Raw genomic sequence first — 25,714 nt, forward strand, 5'->3', positions numbered from 1 at the left:
GCGCCAGCTTGCAGGGATGGTTCGATACCACCAAACACCCGGCCTACCTGCCCCAATGGGCGCCCGCGCACATAGACCGCACCGTACGCCTCGTGGAGCGCGACAAAAACCACCCCTCGGTGATCATCTGGTCGCTGGGCAACGAATGCGGAAACGGTAAGGTGTTTCATGATACCTACACCTGGATCAAAGGCCGCGATAAGAGCCGCCCGGTACAGTTTGAGCAGGCCGGTGAAGACTGGAATACCGACATTGTCTGCCCCATGTACCCCCGTATCCGGGACATGAAGCGGTATGCCGACGACAAGAGCAAAACACGTCCCTACATCATGTGCGAATATTCGCATGCCATGGGCAACAGCAACGGCAACTTCCAGGAATATTTCGATATCATCATGGGCAGCCCGCACATGCAGGGCGGCTTTATCTGGGACTGGGTGGACCAGGGCATGGCGACCACCACCCCGGATGGCAGGCCCTTCTTTGCCTACGGCGGCGACCTGGGCGGCTATCATTTGCAAAACGACGAGAACTTCTGCGCCAACGGGCTGGTGGCTGCCGACCGCAGCCCGCACCCGGGACTTTACGAAGTGAAAAAGGTGTACCAGAATATCCTGTTCCGTGCTAAAGATGCCGCCAAAGGAGTGATAACGGTGCGGAACCTGTTTGATTTTACCAACCTCGATCAGTACCAGTTCAAATGGGAACTGTATCAGAACGGCAGCAAGGTGAAGGAAGGCAACTTTGCCGTAAGCCTGGCGCCGCACCAGGAAAAGGAAGTGGCATTGCCCCTGCCGCAAATTAAAGCCGGGGCAGGCACGGAATATTTTCTCAACGTTTATGCCTATACGAAAACCGCAACGGAAATGATCCCTGCCCAACACGAGCTGGCACGGGAGCAGTTCAAGGTTGGCGGCGATTATTTTGCCTCCAATATGGCCGGCGAAAGCAAGCTGGAGATCAGCACGGAAGGCAACAGGCTGCGGTTTTCCGCCGGCAACGTACGGGGCGAGTTCGACCTGAAGGAGGGAAGAATGACCCGGTATGCGCTGAATGGCGAAGGTTCCATGGGCGGGCAGTTCCCCGAACCCTATTTCTGGCGGGCGCCGACCGATAACGATTTCGGCAACAATATGCAGGTGTCGCTGGGCATCTGGCGAACGGCCCATATCAACCGCCTGGTAAAAAGCGTGACCGCCGGCGAAAAAACTGCCGCAGGCCTGCCGGTGAAAGTGGTGTATGAACTGAGCGGCGTGAACCTGCCGTATACGATCGACTACCTCATTCAAAATGACGGCTCCGTTCGCATTACCTCCTCCATCGATATGACCGGCAGGAACCTGCCTGAATTACCACGGTTCGGCATGCGGATGCAGTTGCCCGGCCAGTTCGAGCACCTGAGCTATTATGGCCGCGGGCCCTGGGAAAACTACAGCGACCGCAACACCGCTTCGTTCGTGGGCCTGTACAAGGATAGGGTGGCCAACCAGTCCACCATGGGCTATATCCGCCCCCAGGAAAACGGCTATAAGACCGATGTTCGCTGGCTGGCGCTGACCAATGGCGAAGGCAAGGGAATGGTGATCGAAGGGGCGCAGCCCATTTGTTTCAGTGCCCTGAACCAGTCGACCGAAGACCTCGACCCGGGCCTGACCAAAAAACAGCAGCACCCCACCGATGTCAAACCCCGCAGGGCGGTGTTCCTGAATATCGACCTGAAGCAGCGGGGCGTGGGCGGCGACGACAGCTGGGGCGCACTGCCGCACGAACAGTACCGCCTGCTGGACAAGAAATATTCCTACACCTATACCATCAAACTGGTAGAAGACAAAAGCCTGGCGGTACATCCATAAATGGTTCCAACGGCTTTTATTATAAACCTGGCAGTTTTTCAAAACCTGCCAGGTTTATTTTTCCCGGCCGCTTTTATACAACCCTGTAAACTTTCTTTCTGATGTTTTTTAAAAAAATGACGAAAAGAACCGCGGCCCTTTTGCTGCTGTGTATCCTGCTGGTGCACGCCGCCGGCGCCCAGAAAAAAGGCGCCGCCCCGGTCAGCGACCGCAAGCTGTGGCTCGGTTACCTCGATAAGGTCGCCCGGCCCGTGCTGTCGCAGCTGGCTGAGGGACGGTTAAAGGAAAAGATGCCGGTGGTGCTGTCGCCCCGGATCGACAACAAGGAAAGCCGCACCAGGGCGGCCTATCTTGAAGCCTTCGGGCGCACCCTGAGCGGCATCGCGCCCTGGCTCAATGGCGAAGGCGGCACGAAGGAAGAAGTGGCCCTGCGCGACCAGTACCGCCAGTGGGCGCTGAAGGCGGTGGCCCAGGCGGTGAATCCCGCTTCGCCGGATTACCTTACCTGGAACGGCGGGCAGCCCCTGGTGGACGCCTCCTTCTTTGCGCTGGGCCTGGTACGTTGCCCCTGGCTGTGGGAACACCTGACCGACACGACGAAGCAGCAGGTAGTGACGGCGCTAAAGATCACCCGCAACACGGTGCCCGTCTACACCAACTGGGTACTCTTCACCGGCATGATCGAGGCCTTTTTCTGCAAGTACGGCCTGGAGTACGACAAGGTGCGCATCGAGTTCGGCATCCGCGAATTCGCCCAGCACTGGTACACCGGCGACGGCCTGTTCGCCGACGGGATGAACTTTGCCTACGACTACTACAACAGCTACGTGATCCAGCCCTACCTGGCGAACATCGTGGGCATCGTCAACGAAAAGACCAAAGCCTACAACTGGTTTGCGCCCAACCTCGATAAGATCAACAAACGCTACGCGGAGCTCCAGGAGCGGAACATCAATACCGACGGGTCGTTTCCCGTGGTGGGCCGCTCCATCGTGTACCGCGGCGCCGCCTTCCAGCACCTGGCCGACATGGCCCTGCGCCGCCAGCTGCCCGCCTCCCTGCCGCCCGCCCAGGTGCGCAGCGCCCTGACGGCAGTGATCCGCAAAACCCTGGATGCCCCCAACACCTTTACGCCCGAAGGGTGGCTGACCATCGGGTTGTACGGCAGCCAGCCCAACCTGGCCGACGTTTATATCAATTCCGGCAGCGTGTACCTGTGCGCCAACATCTTTCTGCCCCTGGGCCTGCCCGAGACCGACGAATTCTGGTCGGCGCCCCCGCAGCCCTGGACGGCCGTGAAGGTGTGGTCGGGACAGGATTTCCCCGGCGACCATGCGCTGCACCTGCCTCATTAAAAGGCCCTTTGCATCAACCCTAAAGGCCGTCCCCCCGGGACGGCTTTTTTTTGCTCCCAAATGGGCCGGCTCATTTGGGATTCCTGCAAAAAACTTACTATATTACCTGTAGCGATTCCCGGTTCTTGATCACCTACCAAAATCAACGATTATGCGCTTGCGATTTCCCTTCCTGCTGATCGTGTTCTTCCTGGTATCCGTTGCGCCCGTTCTTTCGCAGAAAGCTAACCGCAGGCCCGATGTTGCCTGGCTGGCCTTGCTGGAACAGAACCTGGCCGGTGCGGCCGCACAGTACCGGATGCTGGTAAACAACCTGCCGGCCGATTCCTTTCCACTGGCCTATTACCCGCAGACGGGCCGGCTCGAAACCTGCGCTTCGGACAACTGGAGCAGTGGTTTTTTCCCGGGCACCCTGCTGCTGCTTTTCGGGCAAACAAAGGATTCGTCCCTGTACTTAGAAGCCGTACGCCGGATGAAGCTGCTGCAAAAAGAACAATTCAATAAAAGCTCCCCCGGCCTGGGCTGCATGCTGTACAACAGTTTCGGCAATGCCCTGCGCATCGCCCCGCAGGCCGAATACAAGCATATTCTCATTAACAGCGCCCGCTCGCTGGCCAGCCGCTTCCAGCCGAAGGTGGGCTGCTTTCCTTCCCGCGATTCGGCCGGCCCCGGCGACTTCCCCGTTTCCATCGACAACCTGGGATGCCTGGAACTGCTGTTCTGGGCCGCCAAAGCCACCGGCGACCGCTCGCTGTACCAGGTGGCCGTAACGCATGCCAACACCACGCTGCGCCACCATTTTCGTCCCGACTTCGGCGCCTACGAGGTGCTCCTCTACGATGGGCGCACCGGGGCGGTAAAGCGGCCGCGCGCCGCCCGCGGAGCGGCCGATTCCTCTGCCTGGGCGCGGGGGCAGGGGTGGGGCCTGTACGGCTATACCGTCCTGTACCGCGAAACCAGGGACCCCAAATACCTGGAGCAGGCCAAGAACATTGCCCGCTTTATCCTGTCGCATCCCCGCCTGCCGGCGGATAAGGTGCCCTACTGGGACTTTGATGCCCCCGCGATTCCCGATGCCCTGCGCGATGCGTCGGCCGGGGCGCTGATGGCATCGGCCCTGCTGGAGCTGGGCGGCTATGTCGACAAAAAACTGGCCCGTGAATATTTCGGGGTAGCCGATACCCTGCTGCATACCCTTTCCTCGCCGGAATTCCGGGCGGCCCCCGGTACCAATGGCGGTTTCCTGCTGCAGCGCTGTGCTGGCCTCCCGGCTCCCAACGGCACGGTGGAGGGGGCGCTGCCCGAGGGGGATTACTATTATGTGGAAGCCCTGCAGCGCTACCGCGAATACTTCCGGAAGAAATAAAGGGGGAAAGGGGCTGCATTCCCGTCTTTTTTTTATTTTGCCGCAGGGGAACCAGCGGTTGGGCCCAAAGGGCGGAAACGGTGTGAAAAATGGGGGCGTGGATGCGGGGTAACTGGTTACTTATTAAGGAAATAAGCGTTATTTTAACAAAATAGGACCGCCGTATTCGGCATAATTTTTTTACTTTACCTGTTCAATAATTTACCATTTGATGAAAAAAAATACTTTAGCTATTGGTGTTGCTTCTGTTGTTGCCGTAGGGGTGATAGCCTATTTTATCCGCAAGTCTCAAGTACGGAAAAAACGCGTCACCATCGCCGACGCGGGTTACGAAACGGCTCATGATATTCTCTTCCCGTTAAGAGACCCCAAAAAGAAGCGCTGACCGGCCCGGCATCCAACCGGCCGCTCCACAATGCTGGTTGGTCAACCGGCATTTTTCGTTCCGGGACTTCCCGGGCAAACCTCCGGTCCGCTACACATAAATGGCAAGAGCCCGGAAGCATCCACAATATTTTGGTGCTTCCGGGCTCTTGCTTTAAAAGCCTTTCTCATTTGACTCTTTTGCGCCCCAACTGTTACAAATTTCCCATTGTTTTGCGGACGAGGCTGCTGTTTTTCTTTTGGTATGCGTCTTGTTTACACATTCGTATAAATGAAGAGGTTTCCTGCTCCCGGTACGTGAATGAGCTGATGAGTATCCTTTTATGAATTAACGCTCGTCATGCCTGCCGACAGGGCCACCGCCTAGCTTTGCACCATCCTGTTACAAGAAAAGAATACTGATCATGAAAAGCCTGTTACCTGAATTATCCGTACAAAGTACCCTGAACCTGCCCCCCGTGATCCTGGAGAAGCTGACCGACTGCCGGCCGGCGGAAAACACCGCAGACCGCCTGCTTTCCGGCACTGCCAGCGAGCTGCACCACCGGACCGTAGAAACCCAGACCGACGGCTACGTCGAGCTGACCGTAGGCGGCAATGAAACTTCCAAAACCCTCCGGGTTCCGGTCAACATCCGGCTGATGTATACCCTGACGCTGGGAAAAACTTCCGGCGCCCGCGCCGTCTGGAGCACTTCGCTTTCGTAAGGCCCTTACCATAAAAACACACCGCCATAAGGCGCTTCGATGTCGAACATCCCGGACAGGGGAATATTGTCCCGGGCAGCCAGCAACAGGCGGATGACCCCGCCATGCGTCACGACGGCCACCCGTTGGTGGCGCTGTTGCTGCAGCTCCTCCCAGAAGGACAGTACCCGCCCGTGCATCTGCAGGAGGCTTTCGCCCCCGGGCGGGCATTGGTGTACAAAATCTTCCATCCAGGGATTCAATTCTTCCGGGCAGATCTCCGCCCAGGTCTTGCCCTCCCAGTTTCCGAAATCCACCTCGTACAACCGTTCATCCACGTTATAGTCTTCCCGGAGGGCATGGGCCAGCCGGCGGCACCTGCCCGAAGGGCTGGAATAGACCGCATCTACCGGATGGGGAAGTCGTTGCCGTACGCACAGCAGCTCGTCCGCAAAGGTGGCGGCCAATGGCACATCGGAGCGGCCGTACACCATGCCCGGGGCAATGTCCGGCGTCGTATGCCGGATCAGGTAAATTTCCATACGACAATACAGGTCAGGTAAATAACGATCTCCGCCAGCTGCTGCGCCGCTCCCAGGCAGTCGCCGGTATAGCCCCCGATCCACTTGGTAAAATAGCGGCCGAGAAAATGGTGCAGCAGGAACAGCGGGATAGCTACCGCGAACAGGACGGGCTTCCCGGTGTACGCTGCCAGCGCCGCCAGCGGCAGCAGGGCAAAGACCAGGGAAAGGTACAGGGTGGCGGGATGCGTTTTATGGGCCACGGGCTTCACCTTGCTGTCGCCCGCCGGGCGGATGTAAGCATGGGTGAAAATAAAGGTGGCCGCCGTAAACCGGCTGGCGGCATGCGCCGTCATGAAGAGCAGGAACACGAAAGCCGGATCTGCCGTTACGCCCTCCAGCAGTTGTTGCAGCGCCAGGAATTTTGCCAGCAGCAGCAGCACCAGCCCGGCCACGCCGTAGCTGCCCGTGCGGCTGTCCTTCATGATCTCCAAAATCTTTTCTTTCGTCCAACCGCCGCCAAAGCCGTCGCAGAAATCCGCAAAGCCGTCTTCGTGAAACGCCCCGGTCACCAGCACGCCGGCGGCCATGGACAGCAGGAGGCCCAGGGGCGCGCCCAGCAAATAAGTGCCGGTCCAAAAAACGGCGGCGGAAACCCCGCCTACGATCCAGCCCACCAGGGGCAGGTAACGGGTCGCTTCGTTCAGCAGGCCGCCCTCGTGGCGTACCCACCGGCCGCAGGGTATGCGGGTATAAAACATCAGGGAGGTGAGGAATACCTGTAGTTCGCGTTTCATGCTAGGATTTGTTGCTGACGCCGGCGCTTTCGAAGCTGGCCATCTCGTTTAAAAATGCCACGGCGCTTTGCAGCACCGGGAAGGCCAGGGCGCAGCCCGTGCCCTCGCCCAGGCGCATGCCCAGCTGCAGTACGGGTTCCGCCTCCAGGAACCGGAGCAGGCGTTGGTGGCCCTGTTCCTCCGACTGGTGGCAGAAGAGGGCGTTCCGCCGGACCGGCGGGGCTATTTTAAAGGCGCATAAAAATGCTACTGTGGCGATAAAGCCGTCCACCAGGATCAGCATCCCGCGATCTGCGGCTTCCAGCACCGCGCCGGCCATCTGCACGATCTCGTAACCCCCGAACTGCGCCAGCAGGCCGTAAATATCGTTTGTGGCTCCGGAGTAGTGGCTCATTGCCTGGTGCAGCAGGTCTTGCTTGCGGGCAAACTGTTCCTCCGAAAGTCCCGTGCCCCGGCCGATGCAGGCTTCCAGGGGCAGGGCGCAAAGCAGGCTCATAAGCATGGCTGCTGAAGAAGTATTGCCGATGCCCATTTCACCGAAGCCGATGGTATTGCAGCCCGCTGCGTGCCGTTCCCGCACCACTTCGCGGCCCTTTTCCAGGCAGAAGTGGACGTCCGCTATTTCCATGGCCGGGCCCTTCAAAAAGGAGCGGGTGCCCCTGCCCGCTTTCTGGGGGCGGATGGGCAGGTCGGGCGGAAAGTCATAGGCCACGCCGGCGTCGACGATGGTGAGGCCGAGGCCGTGCTGCCGGCAAAAGACATTGATGGCGGCGCCGCCGACCGAAAAGTTGAGCACCATCTGGGCCGTCACCTCGGGCGGGTAGGCGCTGACGCCCTCGCGGGCAATGCCGTGGTCGGCGGCAAACACCACGATATGCGGTTGTTGCAGGGAAGGCGTGGTGGTGTTCAGTACGGTCCCGATTTGCAGGGCCAGGCGTTCCAGCATGCCCAGGGCGCCGAGGGGCTTTGTTTTCTGGTCGATCAGGGATTGAATTTGTGGGGCGATGTTGCGCATGTGTTGCCGGTTTGTGTTTTTAGGTAAAGCGGGAGGCCGGACACCATGAAGATGGCCTCGTCTGCCAGCCGGGCCACGTACTGGTTGGCCCAGCCCTGCAGGTCGGTGAATTTGCGGCCCGCCTCCGTATGGGCGTGCAGGCCCATGCCCAGCTCGTTAGAAATGATGATGAAGGTGCCGGGCAGTTCCCGGAGCCGGTCGATCTCTCTTTGGAACTCCTGCAGGCAGCGGTCGATGTCGCCCGGGTAGTCCGAAAAATAGTTCGTCAGCCAGAGGGTGACGCAGTCGATCACTACGGTCTTGTGCTGCAGCGGCAGCTGGTGCAGTTCCCGGCAGGCTTCGTAGGTGGTCCATTCGGGGCCCCGGTCCGACCGGTGGCGCTGCACGCGTTGGGCAAAGTCGTCGTCCCAGATCTTTGCGGTGGCCAGGTAGACGGGTTCGGGGCTGAGGCGGAGGGCCAGGTCCTGGGCAAAACGGCTTTTGCCGCTGCGGGCGCCCCCGGAAATATAGATGATCATGCGGTGGTGTTGTTGGTAGGGGTAAAGGGCTGGGCGTGCTGCAGGGGCGGGCCTTCGGAGGGGTTCTTGCGTTGCAGGGAGGCCAGCAGGTCGGCGATGCGGTGGTGCGTTTCGTGCTGGGTGCCCTGGCGGTAGCGCCACTGCAGGCGGCCGTCCGCTTCTTCAATTTCCACGGCCCGGTAGGCGGCGGCCTCTGCAACCACCCTGAAGCCGGCGCGCTGCAGCGCCCGTTTCGTCCAGAACCCGGCGGCACCTTTTCCCTTCAGGAAGATGCTTTGTTCGCCGCCCTGGTGGATGCTGAAGGTGCCGGTGGCCTTGTCGAAGAGGAAACCTTCGTTTTGGAATACGGCTTCCAGCGTACCGTTCAGCACCAGGTCCTCGGGGGCGCCGGTGGCCATACGGCCGTCGGCCCCCAGCAGCCACACCTGGTCGGCGGTTTGCAGGGCCAGGTCGAGGTCGTGGGTGGACAGCAGCACGGCCTTTTGGGTGGTCCGCGCCAGCTGGTGCAGCAGGCGCATCAGCGATACCCGGTTGGGCAGGTCCAGGTGGGCGGTGGGTTCGTCCAGGATAATCACCGGCGTGTCCTGGGCCAGGGCCCGCGCCAGCATTACCTTCTGGGCCTCGCCGTCGCTGAGCTGTTCCAGGCGGCGTTGGGCAAAGGCGGCCGTGCCGGTGGTATCCATGGCCCATTGCACCATTTCGCGGTCGCGGGGCGCCAGGGTGCCCAGCCAGTTGGTGTGCGGGTAGCGCCCCAGGGCGATGATGGACGAAACGTTCAGGTTGCCCGAGCGCACCCGTTCGGTCAGCACGATGCTCAGCAGCCGTGCCCGTTCGCCCGGCTTCAGGTTCGCCAGCGCCCGGCCGCCGATGGCCACCGTTCCGGCCAGGGCGGGCTGCAGGCCCGCCAGGGTGCGGATGAGGGTCGACTTGCCCGCGCCGTTGGGTCCCAGCAGGCAGATCAGCTGCCCGGGATCCATTTCCAGCTGCAGGTGGGCCGCCAGCGTTTTGACGCCTTTATTCCCGGCTCTATAGCCGATGCCGAGGTCGTGTGTGTGGAGTAGGGGTGGGGGGTGCGCCATCAGAAATTCCCTTTTAGGTTGTTGCGGCTCATAATGATCCAGATGACCACCGGCGAGCCGACCAGGGCCGTAATCACGTTGATGGGCAGCACCGACTGGCTGCCCGGCAGCTGGGCGATGATGTCGCAGGCCAGCATCAGCGAAGTGCCGATGAGGCAGCAAAGCGGGATCAGCTTGCGGTGGTCCGAGGTGTGGAAGAGCGACCGGGCCAGGTGCGGCACGGCGATGCCCACGAAGCCGATGGGGCCGCAAAAGGCGGTCACGCAGCCCGCCAGCAGGCTGGTGCTGATGATGATCAGCAGGCGGGCGCGCCCCACGGTCAGGCCCATGCTGCGGGCATATTGCTCGCCCAGCAGCAGGGTATCGAGTAGTTTGGAAGAAGCGAACGACACCGCCAGCCCCAGGGCCACCACCACCGCCAGCAGGTACAGCTGGCTGCCCGACACGCCGCCCAGCGAGCCGAAGGTCCACAGCAGGTAATCCTTTACCTGTTCCGGCGCGCTGAAATACTGCCAGATGCTGATCACCGAAAGGGTGATGTTGCCGATCATCACGCCCACGATCAGCATGATGACGTTGTCGCGCAGGCGGGCCGAAATGGCCACGATCAGCAGCATGATAAGGGCGGCACCCGCCGCCGAAGCGCCGATCACCAGCCAGCTGCCCGAAATGCCCAGCTCTTTGATGGTATACAAGGTGGTGATGCTGCCGGCGGAAAGCATCACCAGGGCCACGCCCAGGCTGGCGCCGGCGGTCACGCCCAGCACCGAGGGGCCGGCCAGGGGGTTGCGGAACAGGGTCTGCATCTGCAGGCCGCTGACCGACAGGCCGCAGCCGACCAGCACCGCCGTCACCGCCTTGGGGATGCGGATCTGCTCGATAATGTATACCCAGGACGGATTGCCCGTTTCCTTGCCCAGGACAATATCCAGTACCGCCGGCCAGGGAATAGCGACGGAGCCCAGGGCAACGTCCAGGAGAAAGAGCACCGGCAGCAGGGCAGCCAGCAGGGTCAGTTTTCCCAGCGAGGCGGCAGGAGGTTGGCCGGCGCTTCGCGCAACGAGGTCTGCTTGCATCAAGGTAGCTGTTTGTAGTAATAAAGTTGGTGGCCGGGCAGCAGTTCCGGGTGCAGGATTTTTATAAGGTCCGCCAGGATCAGCTGCGGGTTCACGGCGCCGGATTCCCAAAAGTCGTTGGCGCCGATGTCGTTCTCCCGTTTGTTGTTGTTGTAGATCGTTCCTTTCAGGAAAGGCCGGAACTGCGCATAACGGTTGTCCGCCGCCGTTATATCGGCTTTCGTATGCAGGGCGCTGGGGTGGAACCAGAAGTCGGCCGTCAGCGCCACGGGCGCCACCGCTTCGAAGCTCAGGGGAATGCTGCCGGTGCCTTTTTTATCGGACCAGTGGTAGCTGCCGCCGGCGTCCAGTAAAAACTTCGTCATGTAGCTGTCGCCGTCCGGCACGTACCAGGTGCCTTTGAAGGGCAGGCCCACGATCGCCGAGGGCTTTTGCGTAGCCCCGGCTGCAAGTGCTTTCAGGCGCTGGTATTCTGTAACGGCGGCTTCAAATTTTTTATTGACCAGGGCTTCCTGGTTGGTCAGGGCGGCCACCAGCTTTACCCATTCCGAACGGCCGAGCGGATCGGTCTCCAGCCATTCCGAGTTGATCATCACCGGCAGGCCGGCATCGATCAGCGTCCGGTAGCGGCTGAAGCGCGAATCGGGGTTGCCGGTGGTCATCACCAGGCCGGGTTGCAGGGAGATCGCCAGCTCGTCGTTCAGCGCCCCTTCCACGCCGGCTTCCACCACCTTGCCCGCGGCCATGTTTTTCCGCACCGTGGGGGAGGAGACGTATTTAAAGTCGGCCAGGCCGATGATGGCGGCGGCGGCATCGGCATATTCCGCCAGGCCGATGTGCATGGAGGAGGTGACGATCATTTTGCGGACAGGGATCTCGATCACCTGCGCGCCGGCAGGCAGGGCGGGAGCCGGAGTGCCCCGTTGCACGAGGTAGTAGAGCAGGGTGTCGCCCCGGTCGGAAAAGCGGTTCAGGATCCGGGCCACCTTGTAGTGGTCGAAGTATTCGAGGGTAAAACCTTTGGCATAGTGCACCGTTGCGCTTTCCGTAAAGGCCGCACCGGTATCGGCGGCAGGGGCGGCCGCCGGCGGCCGGGTAGAAGTGGTGCAGGAAGACAGCAATATGCCCACCCATAAAAGAAGTAGAAAAGCGGTGCGCCGGAAGGCGCTCGTAAGGCCGGGAAGGAAAATGGTTTTCCTGCCGGCAGTGATATACCTGCGTGGATTCATGACAGCTTTTTGCCTTTCTTCCGAAAGCGTTGCGTAAATATGGTTGTTCAGGCAGGTCTTCTGACTTCCTCCGGAATCGGCCTCCTTCCCATCACGCCTAAGGCGGGACAGTGGAGCGGGTGGCGCCGGTTCCTGGTGATGGAGGTTACAGCAGCGGAGACTGTTCCGGAATTGCACCGGATTCCCTATTAAAGCATTGAGGGGTGCTACCTTCGGCCGCAAAGCTACGGATAAATCGGAAGCGACCGGCCTGTTTACCGTTTCAGGTGCTGGTACACAAGCTTCATGTCGATGTGTTCGCGCATCAGGGCGGCCAGCTTGTCGTATTGTTCTTCGCGGAACCGGCGGTAGTCGAACGGGCGGGCAGCAGCATCGGTATACGGCGCCAGCAGGTCGTTGCGAACGGCTTCGTTATCGAGGATGCCGTGCAGGTAGGTGCCCCAGCATTTCGGGTGCAGCCAGGCGCCGTCGGTGCGGCCATCCGGGAAATGCGCTACGGGCTCCAGTCCCGGGGCTTCCGTCAAGCCCATATGGATCTCGTAGCCGGTGCAGGCTTCGTCAAAATTCCGGTAGCGGAAACGTTGCTGCAGCGTGGTCTTTTGCGCGCCCAGCACGGTGCGCACGGGCAGCAGGCCCAGGCCGGCTACTTTGCCCAGGGCGCTTTCCACGCCCAGCGGATCCGCCACCGTTTCGCCCATCATCTGGTAGCCGCCGCAAATGCCGATCACCGTCCTGCCTTCGCGCTGGGCCCGGCAGATGGCCGCCGCCGTGCCGCTGCTTTTCAGCACCGCCAGGTCGGCCAGCGTGTTCTTGCTGCCGGGAAGGATGATGATATCGGACTGGGCGATCTCCGCCGGCAGGTTGGTGTAATACAAGTTGACCCTTGGGTCTTTTTCCAAACAATCGAAATCGGTAAAATTGGACAGGTGGTTCAAAAGAATCACCGCCACGTTCACCCTTCCTTCCACCGGGCTGTTTTGCTTGTGCTTCAGGGCCACGGAATCCTCTTCTTCGATAAAGATGTCGCGGAAGTAGGGCAGCACGCCCAGCACCGGCACCCCGCAGAGGTCTTCGAGCATTTTCCGGCCGTCTTCAAACAGGCGGCTGTCGCCGCGGAACTTGTTGACGATGATGCCTTTGATGCAGCTGCGTTCTTCGGGTGTCAGCAGGGCCATGGTGCCGTACAGGCTGCCGAAGATGCCGCCCCGGTCGATATCGCCGACCAGGTAGGTGGCGGCGCCGGCATGCAGGGCCATGCGCAGGTTGGTGATGTCGCGGGCCTTCAGGTTGATTTCGGATATACTGCCGGCACCCTCCAGCACAATGGGCGCAAAGCGCCCTGCCAGCCGGTCGTAGGCCCGGGTGACGGCGGCAAAAAGGCTATGCCGGTCGTTGGAGGTAAAGTATTCGTAGGCCGACTGGTTGCCCACGGGCTTGCCGTTGACGATGACCTGGGCACTTTGGTCGGTAGTGGGTTTGAGCAGCACGGGGTTCATATCCGTATGGCAGGGTATACCGGCAGCTTCGGCCTGCACGGCCTGTGCTCTTCCGATCTCCAGGCCTTCGGGAGTGGCATAGCTGTTCAGCGACATGTTCTGCGCCTTGAAGGGCGCAGGGGCGTAGCCGTCCTGCAGGAAGATGCGGCAGAACCCGGCGGTAATGACGCTTTTGCCCACGTCGGAACCGGTGCCGACCAGCATCAGGGGGCGGAGGGAAGGGAGCTTATTTTTCATGTCAACAGCCTGTTGAAATTAAGGGCGCAAAGGTAAGGGCGGATGCGGTAACGGTCGCCCGTAAGGGAAAACGATTAAGGCGGTTGCCGGCCGGCAACGCGCTCCAGGGCCCCGGGAATACCGGTGCCCTTCCCTAATTTGCTGATAGTCATGATCCGGTTTTTATGGCCGTAAATAGTAAAAAAAATTTTCATTTTTTTGCCCGGAAAACATGGAAGATTTGAAAAATACTTCTTTTTTTGTATGTAATTTCAATCACCCTCCACCGCTGTTTTATCGATCGTCCATCCTAATGAGGTAAAAACCATTCCGGGGCAAGGCGTGTTCTTTGTCCAACAAGGCCCCGGTGTCAAGTATCCCCGAATACAGCAGTTACCCTCCTGAAACGAACGGAAAGATTTTTTCTGTTCCGATTCCCGTTTCCCTGATAACGTCAACCGGAAGAATTTTTCAGGAATAAAAATAACCACTTCCTTATGCGTAAGGCAGGTAAACATTTATTGTTTGCACTGTACCTGTGGGTGCTGCCCCTGGCCGCTTTGCGGGCCCAGGATTCCCTGCTGCGGGAAACCCTGGAGCGGCAATTAAAGGAAGCCCGCACCTCCCTGCCTGTTCAAAAACCTTTTTTGCTCCCTTCCAGCAGCTACCTGCACTACAACTGGAGCCTGCAGACCAATGCCGGCGGGTGGGGCGAGCGGAAAAATATTTCCCAGCACCTCCTTACCGCCGCCGCAGCACTGCTGCTCGGCCGGTCGCTTCCCCTGCGCCTCACCTATACGGGCAGGGAAACCAACAACCCCGCATTCCGGGATCTGCATGACCTGCGGGTGGAATTCGATGCCCTGGGTTTTGCACATTTGAAAGCGGAACGCATGAAAGCTATCGTGGAGGACTATGCGAAAAAGCTCCGCGACAGCCTGCATGTTCCTCAGTTGCAGTTGCAGCAGGTGGACCGCTATACGGCCTGGCTGCAGGCGCCGGAAGTGGTGAACAAATGGCTGCAGTGCCGCGAGCGCCTGCTGACGGCCGATTACCTCGACTCCCTGCACCGCGATTCCCTGCTGGCCGAAGCCCGGGCCTTCCTGGGTGTTTACGACAGCCTGCGCCTGCGGCGCGACTCCCTGCAGGGAATATATGATTCGCTCCGCCACCGGCTGCAGGCCGCGGAAAAAATCCTGCGGCAGGGGCAGCAGGGGCTAAGGAACCCGCTGACCGCTGTGCAGGCCGCCGCGGTAAAGACCTTTGCCCTGGGCCGGAGCACCCCTGCCTTTTCGGCCCTGACGCTGGAAAACATGTCGGTCAACGGACTTACTATCGAATACAACCGGGGAAATTTCTACAGCGCCCTGGCGGCCGGGTCGGTGCGGTACCGGCTGGGCTCCTTCGGGCGGAAAGACGAACCGGAGGCCCCGCAATGGATCGGCGCCGCCCGCCTGGGCTACGGCCGCAAGGAAGGCCACCACCTGATCGCCACCGCCTACACCGGCAAAAAGGCCCTTTTTTCGGGAACGGCAGGCGGGGAATCGGTCCGGGTAAGCGGCCTGAGCCTGGCCGGCCGGTATGCGGGAAAGCATATTACCCTGGGCGCCGAAGCGGCGCAATCCCTGGCGCCTCCTGCCGTTCTTGAGCCGGGCACCGTCAAAAAGCCCCTCTTCCGCCTGAAAGACCGCAACAGCCAGGCGTACGACCTGCAGGTACGGGCGGCCTTTCCCAAAGGGGGCACCCGGCTGGAAGGGCGGTACCAGTACACCGGCATCCGCTTCCAGAATTTTACCGGCTACAAGGCGCCCTCCACCCTCGCCCGCTGGAGTGCCCGGGCAGGGCAGTGCCTGTGGAAGCGCCGGCTGCACCTGGAGGCGGCGCTGGAGCAAAACAATTTTGACAATCCCTACCTGTTGCAGCGCTACCGGGCCGGCACGGTTTTCAAAAGCTTCAGCGCCCGCTTTTGCCCCCCTTCGTGGCCTTCGGTAACCGTGGGATTCGTGCCTTCTTCCCAATACACGCTTGTCGGCGACGAACTGTTCCAGACCTGGTACCAGGCACTGCAGGCCGGCCTCCAGCACCAGTACGCGGTAGGGGAGGCAAAGGGTTCTTCCTCCCTGCTGTTCCACCGGTTTTATTCGGATAGCCGGGACAGTGGGTTTGTGTTCTACGAGGCGCGGTCCTTCTACCTGGGACAGGTATTCCTGTTTCCCGCCTACACGGCTTCGGTGTCGGCGGCGCACACCGCTTCCGGCAGCAACCGGCAGGAGGTGCTCCAGCTGGGCCTGGAGGGGAAGGCGGGTAAAGGGGTCACCTGCGGGGGCGGCATCAAGCTGGTGAGCGCCGAAGGGGTGAAGGTAGGCTTCCATGCCTCCCTGGGCCTGGCCCTGCACCGGCTGGGCGACCTGTCGGCACGCCTGGACCGCGACTTCCTGCCGGCGCCGAAGCAGCAGCTGGTGGCCAATGAGCTGTATACGATCGGGTTTACCCGTTACTTTAAATAGGTAGTCATGAAAAGACTCTTGCTCCTGTTCTTCCTGTGGCGCTGCCTGCCGGCGCCGGCGCAGTTGATGATCCTGCCGCAGTTGCCGCCTTCCGGCCCCGTTCAGAAGGGGCAGCTCTGGTCGTTGGTCCTGACCAATACAGCTGCCACGGCCCTGGACCTGCACCTGGAGCTGTCGGTCAGTGACGCCGCTTCGGGGCAGGAAGTGCTGGCCGCCACCACGCGTCCCCTGGTGCTGGCCACCGGAACCACGCAGCTCCACGGGGGTATGGTGGCCCCGGTGCTGTATGCCGGTGCCCCGCACCTGGCCGGAGGTCCGGAGAGCACCCTGCTGCCGGCCGGACGTTACCGCCTGTGCTACCGGTTTTACGTGCAGCAGTCGCACGGTGCGGTGCTGCAGGAATGCCGCGAGCTGCTGGTAGAACCCCTTTCACCGCCCCTGCTGGTCACGCCGCTAGAGGGGCAGGTGGTGGAGGGCGGCCAACCCCAGTTCAGCTGGCTGCCGCCGGCTCCCCTGGACCTGTTTGTCCGCCTGACCTACGACCTGCGGCTGGTGGAGGTGTTGCCGGAGCAGCCCCTGACCGAGGCGGTGCAGTACAATGTGCCCCTGCTGCTTCGCCAGGGCCTTTTCGGGACGGTGCTGCCGTACCCGCCCTCCGCCCGTACGCTGCAGCCGGGAAAGACCTACGCCTGGTACGTATGGGCCTGTAATGCCGGCGTGCCGGTCTCGGCCAGCGCCATCTGGACCTTCCGGCTGCCGGAAGCGCAGCGGGTAGATAGTCTTTCTGTGCCCGAAGCTGTATTTGTACGGCTGAAAAAGGAAGGCGAAGCGGGCGTGCCGGTGATCTTCAGCGGGGAGTTGCGCTTCGGCTACGAAAACGAGGCCGGCGACACGGCCTGGAACCTGGCGGTGTACGACCTGTCGCTACCTGGCCGCGAAAGGGTGCCGCTGCCTGCCGACAGCCTGCCGCTGGTAGCGGGTCCGAACCGGGTGCGCTACCCGGTCGCCCACCTGCCGGCCTTCGTGCACCGGCACCAGTACCTGCTGGAGGTAGTGAACTCCCGCAACGAAGCCTGGCGCCTGCGCTTCGAATACCACCGGCCGGAAGGCAAGGCGCAGTAGGCAATAGGCAATAGGCAATTGGGCATTGGTTGATTGGGAATTTGGAATTAGGTGCTTCGGGAAGGTTGTTCGCCAATGCCGGGCAACTACAAACCACAAACTACAAACCACGAACGTAAAACCTCTCTTCCACTTATGATCGTTCTGTTAGCTACCCGGTACCGGAAGGCGTCGGCCTTTGGCAGTTTGCTGTTGTTGTTTCTGGAATTGCTGTTACCGTTGGCTGCGTCGGCGGCCCCGGTGATGCGTAATGTATGTTATTTGCCCGGAAAATTGCCGGCGGGCATGCGGTTGGCTGATCCCGGCGTGGTAGCAGGCAAGCCTGCAGCAGCAAAGGTGGCGCTTCCGGCTGCGGAAAATCCGGGGCAACGGCAAAAGGCTGGGTTCCGAAAAGAGCGCAGGTATACCGGCGGGCCCGGGCAGCCGGAAATGTCCGCCTTTAAAAGCGTCAATGCCACGGACCTGGTGGACCTGTTCAGCGGTGACTTTTCGTACAGCATTCCCTTGATGGACGTGGGTGGCTACCCGGTGAACCTGCACTACAGCAGCGATATTTCCATGGATGCCGAGGCCAGCTGGGTGGGCCTGGGCTGGAACATCAATCCCGGCACCATCAGCCGCAGCATGCGGGGGCTGCCCGACGATTTCAACGGCAACGACAGCATCACCAAGGAGCAAAGCATGGCGGTCAATAAAACCGTGGGCGTCAGCGTGGGGGGCAACCTGGAGGTGCTGGGCACCCCGGTGGGACTGACCGCGAAGGGGGGCATCTTTCACAACAACTACAACGGCTGGGGCCAGGAATCCAGCGTCAACGTTTCCCTGAACGGCGGCAGCAAATCGTACGGTCCCCTGACCGGCTCGCTTGCGGTGAGCCACAACTCGCAGACCGGCATCGATATCAACCCCTCCATAGGCGTGCGCTTCGATCGCGAGGGGAAGGAGTGGAACGGCAGGGGCACCCTGGGCCTGAGCACCGGTTACAACAGCCGGGCGGGCATTTCGGCGCTGCAGTTGAATACCGAGGTCCGCACCACCAAAAGATGGCACCTGGAAAAAGGCGATAGGGAAGCGGGCGGCACTTCCTTTCCCCATACCGCGGCTATCTCATTTGCCGTGCCTTCGTACACCCCTTCCATCACCCTGCCTGTTACGGCTTCGCAATTTTCCTTCAGCACCAAGTTGGGCGTGGAAAAAGCCGGTTCCTTCACCAACCTGATGGTAGAAGGGTATGTGTCAAAGCAGGAAATAAAAGAAGAGGACCGTGTACGGAAGCAGCCGGCCGTAGGCTACCTTTATTACCCCCAGGCCAACGGCCGGCCCGACGCCCTGCTCGACTTCAACCGCGAAAAGGAGCTTTCCTTCAATGTGCAGACCACTCCACACATTGCGCTGCCGCAATACACCTACGATGCTTATTCCATATCCGGGGAGGGGACCGGCGGCATGTTCCGGCCCTACCGTGGTGATATCGGCGCCATGCGCGACCACCGGGTGACGTCCAAAAGCAACAACAACCGGCTGTCGCTGGACCTGGGCCCGGTGCCCCTGATCTTCCATGGCGGCGTGGATTACCTGAACACCCAGGCCTATACCCGGAATGGCGCCTGGGAAAGCGCCAACGACCTGAAGGCTTATTTGCCTTTCACCCACAGCGACACCACCTACCAGTCCGTTTACTTCCGCAACCCCGGCGAAAAAGGGGGCGGCAACGGCAGTTTTCAGCACCTGCTGGGCGATGACGACCTGGTACGGGTAAAGCTCTCGGGTTCGGGGGCCGCCGTTGGCGCGGCCGCCTCCCTGGTGGCGTACAAAAACGGGCGGCCGTCGGCCGAGCTGCCGGTGACCCGCAGCCTGGTCAAACCCGAGCGGGACAAGCGCCTGCAGGTGATCAGCTACAAAACGGCCGAAGAGGCCGCACAATATGGGCTGGACAAAGACCTGCTTTCCTGGAACGAAAATGCCCTGCCCACGAGCGAATGCGCCGGGCAGACCACGGTGCTGAAACGGGTGGACGAAACTTTACGCAAAAAGCACCACCTGTCCGAGATCTCCGTGCTCAATGGCGATGGCCGGCGCTACGTCTACGGGCTGCCGGCCTACAACATCGAACAGCAGGATGTGACCTTTTCCGTAGCACCCGAAGCGCAGGAAGAAAACCGCCGGAAAGGACTGGTGACTTACAGCAAGGGCGAGGACAACGATCCCAATCGCAACCGGAAGGGCAAGGACCATTTCTTTACCCGCGAGACCACTCCCGGTTACGCCCACTCTTTTTTGCTGACCGCTATTCTTTCCCCCGATTACGTGGACGTCACCGGCAACGGCATCACCGAGGACGATGCGGGCAATGCCGTGAAATTCAACTATACCCGCATTTATGGCAGCGAAGCTGCTTTTGCCTGGCGCACGCCCTTTCAGGATAGCATGGCCAACTACAACGAAGGCCTGAAAACCTATAGCCGCGACGATAAAGGCACCTACCTGTTCGGGAGGAAAGAGGTGTGGTACCTGCATTCGGTGGAATCCAAGACCATGGTCGCCCTGTTCAAGGTTTCCGCCGATCGTCGCGACGCTTTTTCCGTAAAAGATCCGAACGGAGGCTTGAATCTTTTGCAGCCGCTGCGGAAGCTGACCCAGATCGTTTTATATGCCAAATCCGACCTGGTCAAAAACGGCGAACGGGCACGGCCGGTGAAAACGGTGCATTTCTCTTATAATTACGACCTGTGCAAAGGGGCGGCCGGCAACCCGGAGGAAGGCAAGCTGACGCTCGAATCGGTCTGGTTTTCCTACAACGGCAACGAGAAGGGCCGCCGCAATCCCTATGTGTTCCGCTACCATCCTGGCGCCGGCGGCAGGCCGCTGCCCGCTTACAACCCTGCCTATCATCCAAAACAATACGACCGCTGGGGCAACTTTAAGGATGAGGCGGCCAATCCCGGTCGCCTGGCCAACAGTGATTATCCCTATGCCGTCCAGGACAGCGCCGCCGCCGCAAGGGGCGCTGCCGCCTGGACCCTGTCCGATATCCAATTACCCGGCAGCGGCCGCCTCCACCTGACCTACGAGGCCGATGATTACGCCTATGTACAGGACCGCCGGGCGGCGCAGTTCTTTCCGCTGGCGGCGGTTTCCGCCAGCCCGGAAAACCCCAACGGCAACCGCCTGTATAAAGACTTTTCTGCGGATTGTTATTATGTGTTTGTGCGGTCCGTGGTGCCCCTGCAAAGCAGGGCCGACCTGCAGGCCCGCTACCTGCAGGGAATGGAAAGCCTGTTTTGCAAGCTGGCGGTGAAGATGCCGTCCGACAAATGGGGCAGCGGCTACGAGCTGGTGCCGGTCTATGCCACTGCGGAAAATTACGGGCTGGTTACCGGCGACGACCGCCTGTTCTGGATCCGTTTAAAACCGGTAGAGGGGCAAAGCCCCCTGGCCCGTGCCGCGCTCCAGTTTCTCCGGCTGAACCTTCCCTCCAAGGCATATCCGGGCTCCGAGCTGGGCGATGACCTGGACCTGGGGGATGCCGTCAAAATGCTGGCTTCCCGGTTCAACGAGGTCCGGAACCTACTGGCAGGCTTTGATAAAGCCAGCCGGCAGAAAGGCTGGTGCGCGGAGATCGACCTGGAGCGCTCTTTTATTCGCCTGGCCAGCCCCTCCCTCAAAAAATATGGCGGCGGTCTCCGGGTGAAGCGGGTGGAGCTTTGGGACAACTGGAACAAAATGACCGGTATGAAAGAAGCCTCTTACGGTCAGGAGTATACGTATACTACCCTGGAAGAACTGGGAGGACAGAAGGTGGAGATCAGCAGCGGCGTGGCTTCCTGGGAGCCTATGATCGGCGGGGAGGAAAATCCGTTTAAAAACCCGATCCCCTATGCCGAAAAGCTGGCGCCCCTGGCGCCGGCCAGCTACCTGTTCAGCGAAGAGCCTTTAGGCGAAACCTTTTTCCCGGCGCCCATGGTCGGGTATGCCAGGGTGCGGGTGCGCACCATTCACCAGAAAGCCAAATCGGCCAACGGCTGGCAGGAGGCCGAATTTTATACGGCCCGGGATTTTCCCACCCTTGCCGAGCACAGCCTGCTGGACGACGCGTCGAAAAAGCGCTACCAACCGAAGCTGCGCAATTTTTTGAAGATCAATGCCACCCACCAGGTTTCCCTCAGCCAGGGCTTCCGCATCGAGCTGAACGACATGCACGGCCGGATGAAGGCCCAGGCCGGCTATGCCGAGAGTGACCCCGTGCATCCCGTGAACTCCGTCACTTATTACTACCGCACCGAGGACGACAAAGCTTATAGAAAGCGGTTAAGCAACACCGCCTGGGTAGCGGATTCGGTGAGTGGCCGCATTAATACCGCCGGGCAGATCGGCAAGGACATCGAGCTGATGGTGGACATGCGCGAGCAGGTGTCGCGCACCATTGCGGAAAACCGGTCGGTGAACCTGGATATCCTTCCCGGTATCGGCATTATCCCTTTCATCCCCATTCCCACGCTGTTTCCGATGCCCCAGCGGGAGGAGACGCGGTTCCGTTCCGTAGCCACCGTGAAGATCGTGCAGCGGCAGGGTATCCTGGACAGCATTGTAGCCCTAAATAAAGGCAGCGTGGTGCACACCAAAAATCTTTTATACGACGGGCAGACCGGCGAGGTGGTGCTGGCGCGTACGGCCAACGAGTTCAACGACCCCGTTTATACCTTCAGCTACCCGGCGCACTGGGCCTACAGCGGCATGGGGCCGGCCTATAAGAATACGGATGCCGTGTTCCGCAACCTGGGCCTCATCCGCGGAAAACTATTTTTTGGCGATGACACCCACCGGCCCTTCCCGGTGGAGCGGTACTTTGAAGGCGGCGAAGAGGTGTTCCTGGAGATGGGCGACCAGGCGGCCGGTGCCGTTCCGGCCTGCCTGGGCATGAACGAGCCGACGCAGGTGACCCGAACGAAGATTAAGGCCTGGGTGCTGGATGCGGCCAGGGGCCGGGAGCAGCATACGGGATTATTTTTCATCGATGCGGAAGGCCGTCCACTGACCGGGCGGGTGTATGGCCTGCGCATCCTCCGTTCGGGCCGCCGCAACCTGCTCGCCGACCGGGTGGGCAGCATTGAAACCCTGGCCAATCCCATCCGGCAGGAGGAAGGTGGCGCCCTGCGCCTGGTATTCGACAGCGCCTCCAAAGTGGTGCAGGCTTCGGCAGTGACCTACAAGGATTTCTGGAGCGTGGAAAATAGCAGGTTTTTAAAGGATACGGTGGTCCAGGTGTATAAGGAAAAAGAACCGGTAATATTAAATCCCAGGGTCAGCATCGTTAAGCTGGATAAAAATGGAAACGGTGAAATTAAGGATACTGCTTATCAGGAAGACGCCGACTTAATCGCTGCCAGCTTCGAATACCTGAAATGGAGAAAATGTGACCGCTCCAAGAGCGTGTTTTCAAAGAGCATCCTGGCATTTGACCTGAATATTATTCCCTCCAATGGCATCATTACCAACGCAACCCTGTCTTTTGCTCCAAGAGTTCCAAAAAATTTATGGCATCAGAAGAGTACCGGATACGATGAATGGGTTAAGGCTTGTCCAAAAGAATACGGTGTTAACTGGAATGCAGAAAAAGTGTATTATTCCGGCCAGCCTGAAGCGGAAATAAAAAGAATTGAAGCGGATTGGAATCGTTCAACTCCCTATGATGAATATAAAACCACCTCCCAGAACCAGTTAATAATTGATAGGGATAAACACGTCGACCTGAATTGTACGGAACTTATCCGGGACCTGCATAGGTTGCCCTTGCAGGGTTCGTTGGGTAATCCCCGTTATGGATTAATGTTTGAGCTAAAAAAGAAATGGGCGACCAATGATAAAAACAATGAATTGAACTACCTGTCCTTTTGTGCCAAGCAGGAAAGCAATATCAATAAGGATCTTTGCTCCCAGGCTTCCAGGGGAACTGCGGGAATAAACTGCGATTGCTTCCTGCCCCAATTGGTCATCCATTATAAAACACTTACCGATTCCGTTTATACCGTTTGCCGGGACTACATCAATGACTCTTCCGTTAATCCTTACCGGTGGGGCATCCTGGGCAACTGGCGGCCGGATAAAGGTTATTCTTTTTATGGTGACCGGGTAGAAGGGGACGCCTCTGTCACCAGTACGGATATACGCAGGGAAGGATTGCTGAAAAACTTTTCCCCGCACTGGAAGTTCGCCCCCGTAGCGCTGCAGGCGACCATCGATACTGCGCAGTGGGTCTGGAATAGCTCGGCCTCCGCTTTCAACCGGAAGGGCCTCGAAACCGAAAACTTCGATCCCCTGGGTCGTTACAATTCCGGTCTGTACGGCTACAACGCCACGTTGCCGGTGGCCGTGGCCAGTAACAGCCGCTACCGTGAGTTGCTGTACGATGGGTTTGAGGACTACGACTACCATACTAAAACCTGCACCACCTGTCCCTCGCCCCGCGATTTTGATTTTACGCTTCGTGAAGAAGGCGCTATTGATCTCCCGGTTTATTACCGGCGGACCGGCAGTGCTTCTGTTCCTGCTCCGGGTGTGCATGCCACGACGGCCCAAAGCCATACCGGGCGGTACAGCCTTAAAGTAGAAGCGGGAGCTGAAGCTAAAATTACCGTTCCGGTAGTAGAGGAAGGAGAGGACGCCCGGGTGCCCGCCCTTTCCATCCGGGTGGACTCCACCCCGGTGACGACCACCATGGTGGTGGGCAGGGGCGAGGGCCTGATGGCAACCTATACCGGTTATCCGGAAGATAGTTGTTCGGGGCGGCTTATGGGGCGCAAAAAAATGACCCAAACCTTGGTACAGAAGAGCGCCATCCATTTCCAATGGGATTCTATCCTGCCCGCGCCGGGCATGTGTAACCGAAACTTTGATGTGGTGTGGAAAGGAAAGCTGCAGGCACCCGGGACCGGCACCTACCGAATTTTTACCCAATCCTTTGGCGAAATGTCGATGGAGATAAAAGCTGAAAGAAACATTATCCGACCTGGTTTGAATGGGACATATCAATTGGAGGCCGGAGCATTGTACGGCATAGAGCTGAAGTTTTCCCCTTACCCGACAACGGGGGGCTATGCACAGCTATGGTGGTCCGGGCCCGATTCCATTCCCCGCATTATTCCCAAAGAATTTCTCTACACCGATAATGCGGATACATCAGGCTCCGTGGTTGACGGGGTAAACTATTATTGCATTGGCCTCAACAATCCCAAACCCGAACGCATCTTCCGGCCCCGGTTCTCGCCCCTTCAAAACAGCCGGATGGTGGTCAGCGCCTGGGTACGCCTGGACGGTGAGGACTGCGCCACGGCACCTGCTCCGGAGCATGTGATAACGGCCCTGCTGGCTACTCCGGGTGGTCCGCTTACGGTGGCCCTGCAGCAGACAGGGGTGCGCATCGAAGGCTGGCAGCGCTATGAGGCCCAGTTGGTAATACCTGCCGGCGCTACCACCTTCTCCCTCAGCATCCGGGGCACGGACCGGGCTGTGTACGTGGACGACATCCGCGTGCAGCCCTACCACAGCAGCCTGAAAACCTTTGTGTACCACCCCGAAAACCTGCGGCTGCTGGCCGAAGGGGACGAGAATAATTACGCTTCCTTTTACGAGTACGACGATGACGGCACGCTGATCCGCGTGAAGAAGGAAACCGAAAGAGGGATTATGACGATCCGGGAAAGCCGCAGCGCCCTTACCCAGGAATAAATCCGTACGCCCCCTCTGAACACAGAATTGTTCATCCTTTCAATACCAGGTTACATGAAACAAACAGTATTCCTCCTGCTGCAACTGTGTTGCTCCTTCTGTCTATGCTCTGCCCAACGGGTAGAAACCGGTAAAGAATTGCAACAATTGCTAAAGATCTGCCAGGCGTACCGGCAGGTGATCCAGTTGAGCTTCGAAGTAGAATTTACCTATGCCGACAGCGCCCGGCCGGAGGAGGTGCTGGAGCGCCTGCGTGGCTTGTCGAAGATCAGCAACGGCCGGTACTGGGGCATGATCGACAGCGTGGAGCTGGTGGAGGGTCTCGACTACAGCCTGGGCATTTTTTACCAGGATAGCCTGATTACCGTCGCCAACAAGCCGCCCCAAACCAATGTGCTCCAGCTGCCGCTCCTCGATACGGTGTTCCTGGCGGCCAACGTAGACAGCATGCGGATCACCGGCCGGCAAAAGGAGGAAAGAGTGCTGACGATCTTTTTTAAAAATACGTCCCTGTACAGCCGCTATTGCCTTTATTACAATGCCCAAAGCTTCCTGGTCAGCCGGATGGAGTATTTTACCCGGGCCCTCCACCAGGACGATCCGGCCGGCGGCGCCCAGCTGATCACCGTGCGGCTGTCGCATTATTCTTTCGACCCGGTGCCCGGAGAGTTGTTCCGGGAGGACCGGGTGCTGTCCCGCACCGGGGGCGCCTTTTCCACCACCCCTGCCTTTGCCGCCTTTAAAATCATCGACAATACCGCAAAATAAT

Annotated in this window: 17 protein-coding genes and 1 riboswitch; of the genes, 9 read left to right on the forward strand and 8 right to left on the reverse strand. The window is 59.7% G+C overall.

Annotated features, from left to right (window positions below):
- From V9K67_RS24260 to V9K67_RS24280, 5 genes are all read left to right on the forward strand, one after another.
- Nucleotides 1-1,853, forward strand: a 1,853-nt coding sequence (locus V9K67_RS24260) for a beta-galactosidase small subunit-related protein (protein ID WP_336727201.1), incomplete at its 5' end; no start/stop codon positions are given.
- Nucleotides 1,854-1,969: 116 nt separating this feature from the next.
- Entirely contained in the window at nucleotides 1,970-3,208 is a 1,239-nt protein-coding gene (locus V9K67_RS24265; RefSeq protein WP_336727203.1) for a DUF2264 domain-containing protein, read from the forward strand.
- A 151-nt stretch (nucleotides 3,209-3,359) separates the two neighbouring features.
- On the forward strand, nucleotides 3,360-4,574 hold the full coding sequence (locus V9K67_RS24270; RefSeq protein ID WP_336727205.1) for a YyaL domain-containing protein: 1,215 nt from the start codon (nucleotides 3,360-3,362) through the stop codon (nucleotides 4,572-4,574).
- A gap of 211 nt (nucleotides 4,575-4,785) precedes the next feature.
- Nucleotides 4,786-4,959, forward strand: coding sequence for a hypothetical protein (locus V9K67_RS24275; RefSeq protein ID WP_336727206.1), 174 nt, complete (start codon nucleotides 4,786-4,788; stop codon nucleotides 4,957-4,959).
- 403 nt (nucleotides 4,960-5,362) lie between these two features.
- Entirely contained in the window at nucleotides 5,363-5,665 is a 303-nt protein-coding gene (locus V9K67_RS24280) for a hypothetical protein (protein WP_336727208.1), read from the forward strand.
- A 5-nt stretch (nucleotides 5,666-5,670) separates the two neighbouring features.
- Here V9K67_RS24280 and cobC read toward each other — a convergent pair whose 3' ends face one another.
- The 8 genes from cobC to V9K67_RS24320 form a co-directional block, all read right to left on the reverse strand.
- On the reverse strand, nucleotides 5,671-6,186 hold the full coding sequence (gene cobC / locus V9K67_RS24285) for an alpha-ribazole phosphatase (RefSeq protein ID WP_336727209.1): 516 nt from the start codon (nucleotides 6,184-6,186) through the stop codon (nucleotides 5,671-5,673).
- A complete protein-coding gene (locus V9K67_RS24290) occupies nucleotides 6,171-6,962 on the reverse strand; it encodes an adenosylcobinamide-GDP ribazoletransferase (RefSeq protein ID WP_336727211.1) in 792 nt (263 codons plus the stop codon). Before V9K67_RS24290 ends, cobC begins: the two co-directional genes overlap by 16 nt.
- A gap of 1 nt (nucleotide 6,963) precedes the next feature.
- Entirely contained in the window at nucleotides 6,964-7,977 is a 1,014-nt protein-coding gene (cobT, locus tag V9K67_RS24295; protein ID WP_336727212.1) for a nicotinate-nucleotide--dimethylbenzimidazole phosphoribosyltransferase, read from the reverse strand.
- Nucleotides 7,944-8,495, reverse strand: coding sequence for a bifunctional adenosylcobinamide kinase/adenosylcobinamide-phosphate guanylyltransferase (locus V9K67_RS24300; protein ID WP_336727213.1), 552 nt, complete (start codon nucleotides 8,493-8,495; stop codon nucleotides 7,944-7,946). Before V9K67_RS24300 ends, cobT begins: the two co-directional genes overlap by 34 nt.
- A complete protein-coding gene (locus tag V9K67_RS24305; RefSeq protein ID WP_336727215.1) occupies nucleotides 8,492-9,574 on the reverse strand; it encodes an ABC transporter ATP-binding protein in 1,083 nt (360 codons plus the stop codon). Before V9K67_RS24305 ends, V9K67_RS24300 begins: the two co-directional genes overlap by 4 nt.
- On the reverse strand, nucleotides 9,574-10,650 hold the full coding sequence (locus tag V9K67_RS24310; RefSeq protein ID WP_336727216.1) for a FecCD family ABC transporter permease: 1,077 nt from the start codon (nucleotides 10,648-10,650) through the stop codon (nucleotides 9,574-9,576). Before V9K67_RS24310 ends, V9K67_RS24305 begins: the two co-directional genes overlap by 1 nt.
- Nucleotides 10,650-11,879 carry an ABC transporter substrate-binding protein gene (locus V9K67_RS24315; RefSeq protein WP_336727219.1) on the reverse strand — a complete coding sequence of 410 codons (1,230 nt, stop codon included), beginning with the start codon at nucleotides 11,877-11,879 and terminating at the stop codon, nucleotides 10,650-10,652. Before V9K67_RS24315 ends, V9K67_RS24310 begins: the two co-directional genes overlap by 1 nt.
- Nucleotides 11,880-11,912: 33 nt before the next feature.
- A riboswitch (cobalamin riboswitch) is annotated at nucleotides 11,913-12,108 on the reverse strand.
- Nucleotides 12,109-12,133: 25 nt separating this feature from the next.
- Nucleotides 12,134-13,612, reverse strand: a complete 1,479-nt coding sequence (locus tag V9K67_RS24320) for a cobyric acid synthase (RefSeq protein ID WP_336727222.1) — start codon at nucleotides 13,610-13,612, stop codon at nucleotides 12,134-12,136.
- Nucleotides 13,613-14,088: 476 nt separating this feature from the next.
- Between V9K67_RS24320 and V9K67_RS24325 the strand changes: the two genes are divergently transcribed.
- The 4 genes from V9K67_RS24325 (at nucleotide 14,089) to V9K67_RS24340 (ending at nucleotide 25,713) form a co-directional block, all read left to right on the forward strand.
- Complete coding sequence (locus tag V9K67_RS24325) at nucleotides 14,089-16,098, forward strand: hypothetical protein (RefSeq protein ID WP_336727225.1); 2,010 nt, start codon at nucleotides 14,089-14,091, stop codon at nucleotides 16,096-16,098.
- Between the two features lie 6 nt (nucleotides 16,099-16,104).
- Entirely contained in the window at nucleotides 16,105-17,220 is a 1,116-nt protein-coding gene (locus tag V9K67_RS24330; RefSeq protein ID WP_336727226.1) for a hypothetical protein, read from the forward strand.
- Nucleotides 17,221-17,355: 135 nt separating this feature from the next.
- Entirely contained in the window at nucleotides 17,356-24,945 is a 7,590-nt protein-coding gene (locus V9K67_RS24335; protein WP_336727227.1) for a PA14 domain-containing protein, read from the forward strand.
- Nucleotides 24,946-24,999: 54 nt separating this feature from the next.
- Nucleotides 25,000-25,713 carry a LolA3 family protein gene (locus V9K67_RS24340; RefSeq protein WP_336727229.1) on the forward strand — a complete coding sequence of 238 codons (714 nt, stop codon included), beginning with the start codon at nucleotides 25,000-25,002 and terminating at the stop codon, nucleotides 25,711-25,713.
- Nucleotide 25,714 lies beyond the last annotated feature (1 nt).

The sequence above is a fragment of the Huijunlia imazamoxiresistens genome (genome assembly GCF_037132455.1).
Taxonomy (GTDB): domain Bacteria; phylum Bacteroidota; class Bacteroidia; order Chitinophagales; family Chitinophagaceae; genus Flavisolibacter; species Flavisolibacter imazamoxiresistens.